Annotated in this window: 11 protein-coding genes; 7 read left to right on the forward strand and 4 right to left on the reverse strand. The window is 70.7% G+C overall.

Translation table 11 applies throughout. From position 1 onward, the window contains the following. Positions 1-9 precede the first annotated feature (9 nt). Together ACFWWQ_RS15255 and ACFWWQ_RS15260 are read right to left on the reverse strand one after the other, a co-directional pair. Positions 10-651, reverse strand: coding sequence for a GNAT family N-acetyltransferase (locus ACFWWQ_RS15255; protein ID WP_384595885.1), 642 nt, complete (start codon positions 649-651; stop codon positions 10-12). Further along, complete coding sequence (locus ACFWWQ_RS15260) at positions 648-1,925, reverse strand: hypothetical protein (RefSeq protein WP_384595888.1); 1,278 nt, start codon at positions 1,923-1,925, stop codon at positions 648-650. The genes ACFWWQ_RS15255 and ACFWWQ_RS15260 overlap by 4 nt, the downstream gene beginning before the upstream one ends. 186 nt (positions 1,926-2,111) lie before the next feature. On the opposite strand from ACFWWQ_RS15260, the gene ACFWWQ_RS15265 reads away from it, so the two are divergent. The 4 genes from ACFWWQ_RS15265 (at position 2,112) to ACFWWQ_RS15280 (ending at position 6,825) form a co-directional block, all read left to right on the forward strand. Then, on the forward strand, positions 2,112-3,494 hold the full coding sequence (locus ACFWWQ_RS15265; RefSeq protein ID WP_384595891.1) for a hypothetical protein: 1,383 nt from the start codon (positions 2,112-2,114) through the stop codon (positions 3,492-3,494). A 4-nt stretch (positions 3,495-3,498) separates the two neighbouring features. Then, on the forward strand, positions 3,499-4,071 hold the full coding sequence (cyaB, locus tag ACFWWQ_RS15270) for a class IV adenylate cyclase (protein ID WP_384595894.1): 573 nt from the start codon (positions 3,499-3,501) through the stop codon (positions 4,069-4,071). Between the two features lie 117 nt (positions 4,072-4,188). Continuing rightward, the gene (locus ACFWWQ_RS15275) at positions 4,189-5,985 is read left to right on the forward strand and encodes an ABC-F family ATP-binding cassette domain-containing protein (RefSeq protein ID WP_384595897.1); all 1,797 of its coding nucleotides are present in this window, start codon (positions 4,189-4,191) and stop codon (positions 5,983-5,985) included. Between the two features lie 147 nt (positions 5,986-6,132). Beyond that, positions 6,133-6,825: a response regulator transcription factor gene (locus ACFWWQ_RS15280; RefSeq protein ID WP_384595900.1), complete on the forward strand. Its 693-nt coding sequence runs from the start codon at positions 6,133-6,135 to the stop codon at positions 6,823-6,825. A 75-nt stretch (positions 6,826-6,900) separates the two neighbouring features. On the opposite strand, the gene ACFWWQ_RS15285 is transcribed toward ACFWWQ_RS15280, so the two are convergent. Beyond that, positions 6,901-7,209: a hypothetical protein gene (locus ACFWWQ_RS15285; RefSeq protein ID WP_384595903.1), complete on the reverse strand. Its 309-nt coding sequence runs from the start codon at positions 7,207-7,209 to the stop codon at positions 6,901-6,903. Between the two features lie 18 nt (positions 7,210-7,227). Next, entirely contained in the window at positions 7,228-8,898 is a 1,671-nt protein-coding gene (locus ACFWWQ_RS15290; protein WP_384595906.1) for a sodium:solute symporter family protein, read from the reverse strand. A 305-nt stretch (positions 8,899-9,203) separates the two neighbouring features. Between ACFWWQ_RS15290 and galT the strand changes: the two genes are divergently transcribed. The 3 genes from galT to galK are packed head-to-tail and all read left to right on the forward strand — an operon-like array spanning position 9,204 to position 12,660. After that, the gene (galT, locus tag ACFWWQ_RS15295) at positions 9,204-10,274 is read left to right on the forward strand and encodes a galactose-1-phosphate uridylyltransferase (RefSeq protein ID WP_384595909.1); all 1,071 of its coding nucleotides are present in this window, start codon (positions 9,204-9,206) and stop codon (positions 10,272-10,274) included. After that, a complete protein-coding gene (gene galE, locus ACFWWQ_RS15300; protein ID WP_384595913.1) occupies positions 10,271-11,464 on the forward strand; it encodes a UDP-glucose 4-epimerase GalE in 1,194 nt (397 codons plus the stop codon). The genes galT and galE overlap by 4 nt, the downstream gene beginning before the upstream one ends. Next, a complete protein-coding gene (gene galK, locus ACFWWQ_RS15305; protein ID WP_384595916.1) occupies positions 11,464-12,660 on the forward strand; it encodes a galactokinase in 1,197 nt (398 codons plus the stop codon). The genes galE and galK overlap by 1 nt, the downstream gene beginning before the upstream one ends. Positions 12,661-12,853 lie beyond the last annotated feature (193 nt).

A 12,853-nucleotide genomic window follows, 5' to 3' on the forward strand; every position in this document is an offset into this window, starting at 1 on the left:
CTGTGCCCCTCAGCTCTGCCGTCGGCGGGGTCGCTCCGGCCCGGCCTCGCCCCGGCCGCCTGCCTCACTGTCATCGGCGGGGCGGGCGGTGGCCTCAGTGGTCCGGTCGAGCAGCATCACGTCATGCAGGTCCGCGCCTTCCCACGGACGTGCCTCGCCGATCTTTCGATAGCCCCACGCGCGGTATGCCGCCTGCGCTGCCTTGCTGCCCGGGTGGACATTGAGCAGCACGCGCTCGGCCTCGGTGCCGGCGAGCAAGGCCGCATGGAGCCGGCCGGCGGTGCCGTGCCCGCGCCACGGCCCACGTACCGCGATCTCCATGAGGCCGAAGGTCCGGTGCCCGTCCTCGCGGCGCATGTCGTCCGGTACCGGCCGGGTGAGCTGATCCCACCACCGGGTGCGGGGCCCGAGCGGGTAGCCGTACGCCATACCGACCGGTTCACCGTCCCCTGTGCGGGCCAGAACTCCGCGGAATGTGCGCTTACGGGTCTGCGAGCGGAAGCGCCGGAAGGTCGCCGCGACGTCGTCCTCGGTCTCGTTGTAGGGCGGCTCTGCGAACACTTCGGCGTACACCAGCCGGAACGCGTCCTCGGCGCCCGCGGAGGCCGACCCGTCCAGGCACTCGACGAGGGTGTTCTCCTTCTGCGTCATGCGGTATCTCCTCGGACGGTCTCCCGGATGCGCTCGCCGCATTCGCGAGCCGCCGGGCTGTCGACTCGGCGAGCGGCTCGCCGAAACTCTTGGATCTTGCCCAGCAGTCGCGGAGAGCCGATGCCTCCGTACACGTCGAGAACCGCGCGCATCTCCTCACACGCTTCCTCGACTTCCCCGGCATCGAGGAGTACGCCTGCCAGTTTCACGCGGTAAGAAGCGCTGTTGCGGGCGAGATCGCCGCCGATGCCTCGCACGGCGGCACGGAGGAATGGCACGGCACGTTGGGGTTGCGCCGCACGCACGTACATGTCGGCCGTGGCGTAGTCCACCTCGAACGGTCCGGCGAACTGCGCCCAGTTGGGTACCTCCACATCGGTATCGGTGCGCCCCTGGTGGGCCACGGCACGGCTCAGGGCACGCCGGGCACCGGACAGGTCTCCCGCATGGATGGCCACATTGGCGTCTCGCAATGCGATCACGAGATGCACGGTGGGTCCGGCGCCTGCGCCGGCGGCGAGGTGGTAGGCATGCTCGACCGCACTGACGGCTTCCCACACCCGCCCTGCCTTGATCGCGAGGAGCACAAGAGTCTCCAGTACGGAGACCTGGAGGAGGGGATTGTCAACGAGCTGCGCAGCCGCGAGAGCCTCGATACATGCCGCGCGGCCCTCGCCGATGAGGCCACCGTCATAGCCGTACCAGGCCCGGTGCCCGTGCAGTTCGGCGAGCATGGTCTGAAGTTCGCGTCCGACGCGGGAGGTGTATGAGGCGGCGCCGAGGATGCCGGTGATCTCGTCCTCGATACGGCGCGCCTTCGCCATCGCCGGCACGCTGCCTTCCGTGTGGTCCGTCCGGTAGAGGCCGTCCAACCGCATACGGAGTCGGCCGAGGTCGGCCGTTCCCACGCGCATGCCTGACCGGGTGGGGAAGAAGGCTCCCGCGGCGAGGATGCCGGTGTCGGCGACGAACGTTCTCCTCTTCACCTCTCCAGCGTCGCTGAGAGGCACCGCAACCGTCATGCGATGCCTGGGAACGTCGAACCCCATCTCGGTCAACGGCACGCCGAGCATGGCTTCCAACACAGCCTGCTGACTCGGGTGGGGCAACGGCGGCGGTGTCTCGCGCTCCCAACGCCGCAGTTGCCGCACGCTGAGCGAGGCGTCGAGACCGAGCCGCGCGGCTTCGTCCAAGAACGCCACCACGAACGACCGCTGCGTGTGGCCTGCTGCCTGCCGTAAGCCCGCCAGTCCGTCCGCGGCCTTGCCCGCCATGCGCTCCCCCTCGCCATCGCGGATGGCCCCTCACCGTAGCGAGTTGGCCGTACGGAGCGGTGGAAAACGTCCGCCTGAACGTCCGGTCGCGCAGCACCCGCACCTCCTTCCCGGGCGATGCACTGGGGGTACGCAACAACGGCCTGTGCCGAGCCGGGATACGACGCAAAACCATGGGGGCGCAAGGTGAACGCATCGAAATTCGCGACCGAGTCCAAGACCGCCGCCGGCTATCTGGACGTGGCGGCCAACGCGCACGGGGAGGAGAAGGGGTACCTCGCGTACCAGGCACTGCAGCGAGTGGCGAAGGACTCCCCTCGGCTGGTGGAAATCGGGCCGGGCGGAGGCTCGGCCGTCGCCTTCCTGGCCGCTCGGCTCGCCGCCGGCGGGCACGCGCACCGGAATGTGAACCTCACCCTCGTGGAGGCGCCTGGCATTGTCTCGACGTCGCTCCATCAGGCGATGGAGGAATTCGACAGGATCGGCACATGCGACCTGGTGACCGGTTTTGCGCAGGACATCGGGACGCTGGTCACGGAGCCGGTGGACGTGATCAGCGCCTCGGCCCTCATGCATGAGGTGTACAGCTACGGTGGCGGATATGCCGGTCTGCACTCGATGATTCGGATGATCCCCACCGTGCTGAGGGAAGGCGGCCTGTTCGCCTACCGCGACGTATACGCGGTGGACGGTGGTTCCCTGCACGACCGTGCGGTGCAGACTTACGGGGCGAATTCCTGGGTGCAATTCCTCCGAATGTTTCTGCCGCAGTACCTCCGCGAAGGGACGCACCCCTATCACGGAGAGGGCGACGAGGTGACCGTTCGGCAGGATTCGCACATCGTCCCTGTGGAGGAAATCGCCAACGGCCCCCACGTGTTCATTTCCGCACCGATCGGGATCTTCCGCGAGGTCCAGCGGCACTACATCACGCTGCGCGATCACGCCTGGCGTTCCGGAGTGCTCGGCTTCGTGCCGTTCCTCGACGGGCATATGGCCTCGGACTGGATCGACGCCAAGACGGGACACAAACGAGTGCACTACCGACTGACAGATTCGGGCCGGCTCCCGATCTCCCAGAAGGCAATGATGCTTGCACTGAGCGAGCGATACGCCGACCACCACATCGTGGACGGTGACATTTTCGATCAGTGCACCGACATCGCGCTCTCGCAATTCCTTGCATCAGCGGAAGCCGGCGAGGGAGAGTGTCAGGAAGTCTGGGAGCATTGGAAAACCCGCGAGGGGCGCGAAACCTATGCGTACATGACGGTCGACACGCTGCTCGCGACGTTCGCCGTCAGCTCCGCCGAAGCCCACCGGGACAATCGGACCGTGCTCATGCCCGTCCGGGTGGAAGATGTGATCCAGCGCGATCGGAGCTACTACAACCGCTATCTTCGCCGTGCGTTACCCAATCCCTTGCGGGATGCGAAGCAACTCGTGTTGTTCTCGAACATTCCCCTCGCGGACGCCGACGCCCTACAGTCCGCCATGCACGCGGTGCAGCAGTGGTGCAGCAGGGCGAACCTTGCTCGCATGTACTCGGCGGTGAACTCAGGAGGATGACCACATGGCCGACACCATCGAGGTGGAGCGGAAGCGGGAGCTTCCGGATGACGGAAGCAGTATCACTCCACTACTCGCTGAGCTCGGTTATGTGGCGGACGCTCCGGCGACCGAGACCGACACGTACTACAGCCGCCCGGACGTCGACTACTTGAAGACGGTCGAGTGCCTGCGGGTCCGGCGAAGGGGCGATTTCGCAGAGATCACCTACAAGCCTGCCTCGACACCGACGACCCACGATCGTGACGACGTGGTGTCCAAGGTCGAGACGAACGTCATCCTCAGCGAGGGCGAGCAGGCATCCACGGCTGAGAGGCTGCTCACCTTTATCGGGATGCGTGAGCTGGTCCGCGTCGAGAAGAACCGCACCAGCTACCGCCATCCCGACATCGTCGGCGTCACGGTCAGCATCGACACCGTCAGCGGGGTCGGCACCTTCGTGGAAACGGAGGTCAACCGGCCCACGGCTGTCGGCGCCGCCGAACTCGTCGAGGACATCGAGAAGAGCCTCGGCATCGTGGGCCATCCCACGGTTGCGCTTCCCTACCGTGACCTGGCCCTCGGGCAGCGCGCGTAACGCCCCTCCCCAGGCCCCGGGGCAGCGCCCCGCCCCCCGCCCCCACCATGGGATCCTGGAAGGGCCCAGGGAGCGTGCGCCGTACCGGAGCCGCGCGGGCCGTCAGCAGGGAGAGCAATGGCCACCAACCTCGTCAATCTGGAAGCCGTCGGCAAGGTCTACGGGACGCGTGCCCTCCTCGACGGTGTCTCGCTCGGCGTCAACGAGGGGGACCGGATCGGCGTCGTCGGGCGTAACGGTGACGGCAAGACCACCCTGATCCGGATCCTCGCCAAGCTGGAGGGCGCGGACGACGGCCGCGTCACCCACGCCGGTGGCCTGCGCCTGGGCGTGCTCACCCAGCACGATTCGCTGGACCCGGCGGCCACCGTCCGCCACGAGGTCATCGGCGATCTCGCGGACCACGAGTGGGCGGGCAACGCCAAGATCCGCGACGTGCTGACCGGCCTCTTCGGCGGCCTGGACCTGCCGGGCTTCGGGCAGGGCCTGGACACCGTCATCGGCCCGCTCTCCGGCGGTGAGCGCCGCCGTATCGCGCTGGCGAAGCTGCTCATCGCCGAACAGGACCTCATCGTCCTCGACGAGCCCACCAACCACCTCGACGTCGAGGGCATCTCCTGGCTCGCCCGCCACCTCCAGGCCCGCCGCTCCGCGCTGGTCTGCGTCACCCACGACCGTTGGTTCCTCGACCAGGTCTGCACCCGCATGTGGGACGTGCAGCGCGGCGACGTCCACGAGTACGAGGGCGGCTACAGCGACTACGTCTTCGCGCGGGCCGAGCGGGAGCGCATCGCGGCGACGGAGGAGACCAAGCGGCAGAACCTGATGCGCAAGGAGCTGGCCTGGCTGCGGCGCGGCGCTCCGGCGCGCACCAGCAAGCCGCGGTTCCGCATCGAGGCGGCCAACGAGCTGATCGCGGACGTACCGCCGCCGCGGGACAGCGCCGAGCTGATGAAGTTCGCCAGCTCCCGGCTGGGCAGGACCGTCTTCGAGCTGGAGGACGTGACCGTTCAGGCCGGGCCGAAGGTGCTGCTCAAGCACCTGACCTGGCAGCTGGGCCCCGGCGACCGGATCGGTCTGGTCGGCGTCAACGGTGCGGGCAAGACCTCGCTGCTGCGGGCGCTCGCCGAGGCGGCGCGTACGCAGGGCGAGGTGCAGCCGGTCGGCGGCAAGGTCGTCGTCGGCAAGACCGTGAAGCTGGCGTACCTCTCCCAGGAGGTCGCCGAGCTGAACCCGGCGTGGCGGGTGCTGGAGGCGGTGCAGGCGGTCCGTGAGCGCGTCGACCTCGGCAAGGGCCGGGAGATGACCGCGGGGCAGCTGTGCGAGAAGTTCGGCTTCACCAAGGAGAAGCAGTGGACGCCGGTCGGGGACCTCTCCGGCGGTGAGCGCCGCCGCCTCCAGATCCTGCGGCTGCTGATGGACGAGCCCAACGTCCTCTTCCTCGACGAGCCCACCAACGACCTCGACATCGAGACGCTGACGCAGCTGGAGGACGTGCTCGACGGCTGGCCCGGCTCGATGATCGTCATCAGCCACGACCGGTACTTCGTCGAGCGCACCACCGACCGGGTCTTCGCGCTGCTCGGCGACTTCCGGCTGCGGATGCTGCCGCGCGGTCTCGACGAGTACATCGAGCGGCGCCAGGAGATGGCCGAGGCGGCGGCCCCGGTGCCCGCGCAGGCCGAGGCGCCGAAGAAGCCGGCGGCGGTCAACCGTGCGGCGCAGAAGGAACTCCAGCGGATCGAACGGCAGTTGGACAAGATCGGCGACCAGGAGACGAAGCTGCACGAGCGGATCGCCGAGCATGCCACCGACTTCGAGAAGGTCGCCGGCCTCGACGCCGAACTGCGCGAACTGGTGGGCCGCCGCGAGGAGTTGGAGATGCGCTGGATGGAGCTGGCCGAGGACGCCTGACGACCCCGCCCGAGCGGCGCGCCTCCCGGAGGCCCGGCAATCCGGCCGAGTCCGGCCGGACGGGGCGCGCCCGGCGCGGTGAGCGTGTAGCTTCCCGTGCACGGCGGGCCCGGCGGGGGCCCCGTGCGCCGGGAGGAGGGCCGCGCAATGGGCGTACGGCTCATGGTGGTCGACGATCACCGTCTGCTGGCCGAGGCGCTGGCCTCGGCCCTGAAGCTGCGGGGGCACCGGGTGCTGGCCGCGGCCGCGCCGTGCGCCAAGGCCGCGGATCTGGTGGTGAGCCGGGCCCCGGAGGTGTGCCTGCTGGGGACGGCGGTGCCCGCCGAGCCCGGGGTGTTCGACCCGGTGGTGCGGATCAAGCGGGAGCGGCCGGGCATCGCGGTGGTGGTGCTGGGCCCGGTGCCGTCGCCGCGGGGCATCGCCGCCGCGTTCGCCGCGGGCGCCTCCGGCTACGTCCGGCACGACGAGCGCATCGAGGGCGTGGAGCGGGCGATGCTCAAGGCGCGGGCGGGCGAGGTGGCCGTCGCGCCGCTCCTGCTCCAGCAGGCGTGCGAGGAGCTGCTGCACCCGGCGGCGGAGCCGGACGACGAGGGCGCGCGGCTGCTGGCGCTGCTCACGCCGCGCGAGGTCGAGGTGCTGCTGCGGGTCGCCGACGGCGAGGGCACCCGGCAGATCGCGGCGGGCATGGGCACCGCGCCGTCCACCGCGCGCACCCATGTGCAGCGGGTGCTGATGAAGCTGGAGGTCGGCTCGCGGCTGGAGGCGGCGGCGCTGGCGGCCCGCACCGGGTTGCTGGAGCGGGCCGCGGAGGCGGCGGAGGGCCCGGGCCCGCGGCCGTAGCGAGGGCCCGGGCCCGCGCGCGTACGTAGCGAGGGCCCGGGCCCGTGTACGTAGCGACGGCCCGGGCCCGTCGGATCAGGGTGCCGGGGTGCCCTCCGGCTCCTGGGCGCCCAGCTCCTCGGCGGTAGGCGGCACGGTGGGCCGCAGCTTCAGCCAGACCAGGAAGAACACCCCGAGGGCGAACATGCCCAGGCCGGTCCAGAGGTTGATGTTGATCCCCTGGGCCTTCTTCAGATCCGCGTCGGAGGCGGTGAACCCGGCGACGGTGACGATCACGCCGTAGACGGCGAACAGTCCGCCGATGATGCGCCGGACGTCGAAGAGCCGGGCGGCGGTCGCCGATTCGCGTTCGAGGGCGGCGGCGTCGTGCTGGTAATCGGACATGGTGGGCTCCCGGCCGGCTCAGAAGGAGAAGGGGACGTAGCAGAGGGCGGCGAGGACGACCGCGCCCCAGCCCAGCAGGGCGGGCTTGCGGTACCACGCGTCGTCGCCGTCGGCGGGCAGCTCCGCCATGCCGGGCGACCGCGTGCCGTAGACGAGCCCGGCGAGCGATGCGGCCGGTTTCGGCTTGGTGACGAGGGTGACCAGGACCATCACCACCGCGCCGACGACGAACGCGACGATCGACGAGACGAAGTTGGCGCCCTGCTCGGACGGGATGGCGATGACGCCCTGCTTGTAGAGCCCGAAGTAGTTGATCATCGCGGCGGCGGTGCCGGACAGCAGGCCCCAGAACCCGGCGGCGGCGCTGGTGCGCTTCCAGAACATCCCGATGATGAACACGACGAACAGCGGGACGTTGAAGAAGGAGAACAGCGTCTGGAGGTAGTTCATGATGTTGCTGAAGGACGAGGCGATGAACGCGGTGCCCATGCCGATCAGCACGCCGACGGCGGTGACCACCCGCCCGGTCTTCAGGTAGTAGCCGTCCTCGCGGCCCTTCTTCAGGTACGCGCCCCAGATGTCGTTGGTGAAGACGGTGTTGAACGACGAGACGTTGGCGGCCATACCGGCCATGAACGCGGCGAGCAGACCGGTCACCGCGATGCCGAGGACACCGTTGGGCAGCAGATCGCGCATCAGCACCGGGATGGCGTCGTTGTACTGGAGCCCGTCCTTCGTCTTGCCGAGCGTCGGCTCCATGACCAGGGCTATCAGCCCGGGGACGACCACGACCAGCGGGATGAAGATCTTGGGGAACGCGGCGATCAGCGGGGTGCGCTTGGCGGCGGAGAGGTTCTTCGCGGACAGCGCGCGCTGCACCTCGGCGAAGTTGGTCGTCCAGTAGCCGAAGCTCATCACGAAGCCGAGCCCCAGGACGAGGGTGAGCCAGTTGGCGCCCAGCGGGTTGGCCTCGCCGATGCCGGTGCCCTTCCAGGCGGTGAGGAACGCGTCGCCGTGCGAGGAGGTCAGCGAGTGGGTCAGCCCGTCCCAGCCGCCGACGCGCTTGAGCCCGACGATCGTCAGCGGGATCAGCGCGGCGAGGATGACGAAGAACTGCAGCACCTCGTTGTAGATCGCCGAGGAGAGCCCCCCGATGGTGATGTACGCCAGGACGAAGAACCCGGCGACGACGATCGCCACCCACTGCGGCCAGCCGAGCAGCGCCTGCAGCACGATCGCCATCGCGTAGAGGTTGACGCCCGCGATCAGCACCGACGACACGGCGAAGATCAACGACGACAGCAGATGCGAGGACGGGCCGAAGCGGTGCAGCAGGAATTCGGGCACCGAGCGGACCTTGGAGCCGTAGTAGAACGGCATCATCACCAGGCCCAGGAAGACCATCGCGGGGATGGCGCCGATCCAGTACCAGTGGACGGTGTAGGCGCCGTACTGCGCGCCGTTGGCGGCCATGCCGAGGATTTCGGTGGCGCCGAGGTTGGCGGCGACGAACGCGAGACCGGTGACCCAGGCGGGCAGTGACCGGCCGGAGAGGAAGAAGTCCAGGCTCGTGCGGACGCTGCGCCGGGCGGCGATGCCGATGCCGAGGACGACGGCGAAGTAGAGGGCCAGGATCGCGTAGTCGAGCCCGTTGGTGGGGAGCCTGAGCCCTTCGGCCAAGGTGATCATGGGGCACTCATTTCCGGGGGCTGGGGGAGACCCCCAGGAGGACACATCGTTGTGCTCACGTGGAACGCACAAAAAGCTACGCCCGGGATTCCGGAAACTGAACAGTTGTGTTCGTTTCAGTTTGGATAAGGGCCCGATAGGGGGGCGTTTTTGTGGGTTAATGCCCGATCTGAAGCGCATCCGGTGCCCCATGCCCGCGTTCCAGCCCCGTGTTGACTGCTCTGTTCGGTTGTGCTTCATTGTGTTTGTTTTTGTGTTCGGTCGAGGCTGTGGCAGCGACCGAGTGGCAGGCGGAGGAGCCCCCCGTGAAGAAGACGACGATCCGGCTGGCCGACGGCCGGGAGCTCATCTACTACGACTCCCGCGACGACGTCGACCGCGCCGCCCCCGACCGCCGCCCCCTCCCGAAGGTCGCCACCGCCTCCGAGATCCGCCGCGACCCGCTGCTCGGCGACCACGTCGCCATCGCCTCGCACCGCCAGGACCGCACCTACCTCCCCCCGGCCGACGCCTGCCCGCTCTGCCCCTCGCGCGAGGGGCGGCCGTCCGAGATCCCCGCCGCCGACTACGACGTCGCCGTCTTCGAGAACCGCTTCCCCTCCCTCGCCGGGGACAGCGGACGCTGCGAGGTCGTCTGCTTCACCCCCGACCACGACGCGTCCTTCGCCGACCTCACCGAGGAACAGGCCGCCCTCGTCCTCGCCGCCTGGACCGACCGCACCGCCGCCCTCCAGCGACTCCCGCAGGTCGCCCAGGTCTTCTGCTTCGAGAACCGCGGCGCCGAGATCGGTGTCACCCTCGGCCACCCGCACGGCCAGATCTACGCGTACCCCTTCACCACCCCGCGCACCGCCCGCATGCTCGCCTCGCTCACCGCACACCGCGAGGCCACCGGCGCCAACCTCTTCGACGAGACCGTCGCCCGCGAACGCGCCGACGGCACCCGCATCGTCCTCGACACCGACCACTGGACCGCCTTCGTGCCGTACGCCGCCCACTGGCCGTACGAGGTCCACCTCTACCCGCGCCGCCGGGTCCCCGACCTGACCGCGCTCGACGACGCGGCGCGCACAGAGTTCCCACAGGTCTATCTGGAACTGTTGCGCCGGTTCGACCGGATCTTCGGCGAGGGCGACGGTCAGGGACCGGACGCGGACGCCGCGGCCCGCACGCCGTACATCGCCGCCTGGCACCAGGCGCCGGTCCGCGCCGACGACCGCGCCCAGTTCGCGCTCCATCTGGAGCTCTTCACCATTCGCCGTACCGCCGGAAAGCTGAAGTTTCTCGCGGGTTCCGAATCCGGCATGAACGTGTTCATCAACGATGTGCCGCCGGAAGCCGCGGCCCAGCGACTGCGAGAGGTAGCGACCAAGTGAGTGTGAGCGTGCCGCCCCAGAAGCCGACCACCCGAGCGAAGTGCCTGGTCACCGGCGGTGCCGGCTATGTCGGCAGCGTCGTCGCCGCCCATCTGCTCGAAGCCGGGCACGACGTCACCGTCCTCGACGACCTCTCCACCGGCCACCGCGAGGGCGTCCCCGCCGGTGCCCGCTTCATCGAGGGCCGCGTCCAGGACGCCGCCCGGTACCTCGACGCCTCCTACGACGCCGTGCTGCACTTCGCCGCGTTCTCGCAGGTCGGCGAGTCCGTCGCGGACCCGGCGAAGTACTGGCGCAACAACGTCGGCGGCACCATGGACCTCCTCGACGCGATGCGCGGCGCGGGCGTGCGCGCCCTCGTCTTCTCCTCGACCGCTGCCACCTACGGCGAGCCGGCCGCCACCCCGGTCACCGAGGCCGCCGCCACCGCGCCGACCAGCCCGTACGGTGCGAGCAAGCTCGCCGTCGACCACCTCATCGGCGGCGAGGCGGCCGCCCACGGCCTGGCCGCCGTCTCGCTGCGGTACTTCAACGTCGCCGGGGCGTACGGCGACTGCGGTGAGCGCCACGACCCCGAGTCGCACCTCATCCCGCTCGTCCTCCAGGTCGCCCAGGGCCGCCGCGAGACGATCTCCGTCTACGGCGACGACTACCCGACCCCCGACGGCACCTGCGTCCGCGACTACATCCACGTCGCCGACCTCGCCGAGGCCCATCTGCTGGCGCTGGAGGCGACACTCGGGGCGGCCCGGGCGGCCACGGCGGCCACGGCGGCCACGGCGGCGACGGCGGCCACGGCGGCTTCGGAAGGGGCTTCGGAAGGGGCTTCGGAAGGGGCTTCGGAAGGGGCTTCGGAAGAGGCCCGTCCGGCTCCGGGCGGCGCGGCGCCCGAGGGCGAGGCCCTGGGCGCCCGACCCCACGTCCGCCCCGGCGAACACCTCATCTGTAACCTCGGCAACGGCAACGGCTTCTCCGTCCGCGAGGTCATCGACACCGCCCGCAAGGTCACCGGCCACCCGATCCCCGAGATCCTCGCGGAACGCCGCCCCGGCGACCCGGCCGTCCTCGTCGCCTCCGCGCGGACCGCCGCCGACCGCCTCGGCTGGCGCCCCACCCGCGCCGACCTCGCCGGAATCATCGCGGACGCCTGGGAGTTCGCCCGCCGCACCGCCCGGACGAAGGAGTCCTGATGCCCGCGCACGAAGCCGCCGCCCCGCCGACCGGCCCCCCGCACGGCGCGGCCCGCACCGAAGCGGCGTTCCGCGCCGTGTACGGTGCCGGGCCCACCGGCATCTGGGCGGCGCCCGGCCGGGTCAACCTGATCGGTGAACACACCGACTACAACGACGGCTTCGTGCTGCCCTTCGCCCTGACCGACACCACCCTCGCCGCCGCCGCGCCCCGCACCGACGGGACGCTGCGGCTGCACTCCGGCGACGTCCCCGGCGGCGTCGTCGAGGTCCCGGCCGACGCCCTGGAGCCCGGCCGGGACCTGGGCTGGGCCGCGTACCCGGCGGGTGTGGTGTGGGCGATGCGCGATGCCGGACTGCCCGTCGGCGGCGTCGACCTGCACCTCGACAGCACGGTGCCCACCGGCGCCGGACTCTCCTCGTCCGCCGCCCTGGAGGTCGCCACCGCCCTCGCCCTCGACGGGCTGTACGGGCTCGGGCTCGACCGGCGGGAGCTGGCCCGTCTGGCGCAGCGCGCCGAGAACGCCTTCGTCGGCGTGCCCTGCGGGATCATGGACCAGACGGCCGCCGCCCGCTGCACCACCGGCCACGCCCTCCTCCTCGACACCCGCGACCTCACCGCCCGCCAGGTCCCCTTCGACCTCACCGGCCACGGTCTGCGGCTGCTCGTCGTCGACACCCGCGTCCGCCACGCCCTGGCCGACGGCGCGTACGCCGAGCGCCGCGCGGGCTGCGAACGCGCCGCCCGCCACCTCGGTCTCCCCGCCCTGCGCGACATCGCTCACGCCCAACTCCCGGACGCTCTGGCCGAGTTGGGCGAACTCCCCGATGTGCAGCCCCTGGTGCGGCACATCGTCACCGAGAACCACCGGGTCCAGGAAGTCATCGCCCGGCTGGACGCCGGGGAGCCGCGCGCCGTCGGCCCGCTGCTGACCGCCGGGCACGCCTCGCTCCGCGACGACTTCGCCGTCTCCTGCGCCGAACTCGACCTCGCCGTCGACACCGCGCTGGCCGCCGGTGCGCTCGGCGCCCGGATGACCGGCGGCGGCTTCGGCGGCTCGGCGATCGCCCTCGCCGAGGACGCGGCGGCGCGGGAGATCACCGAGGCCGTCCACGCGGCCTTCACCGCCGCCGGGCACGCCGCCCCGCGCGTCTTCACCGCCCGCCCCGGGCCGGGCGCGCACCGCACCGCCTGACGCGCCGCCTGACGTGCCGTCGGGCGCGCGCCGGGACGGGCGCGTCAACCCGGTGCACCACCCCGGCGGTACGCACCGGCGCGGGCGAGGGAGCGCGCCGCGGCCGTGCGCGCCGGGACTTTCGGCAAAGGGCCGCTCCCCCTGTTGAGCACCGGCCCCCGTCCGTATCCTGAGATGCGCGCCGGTGGGGGCC

Source organism: Streptomyces sp. NPDC059080, from assembly GCF_042739975.1.
Lineage (GTDB): Bacteria > Actinomycetota > Actinomycetes > Streptomycetales > Streptomycetaceae > Streptomyces > Streptomyces benahoarensis.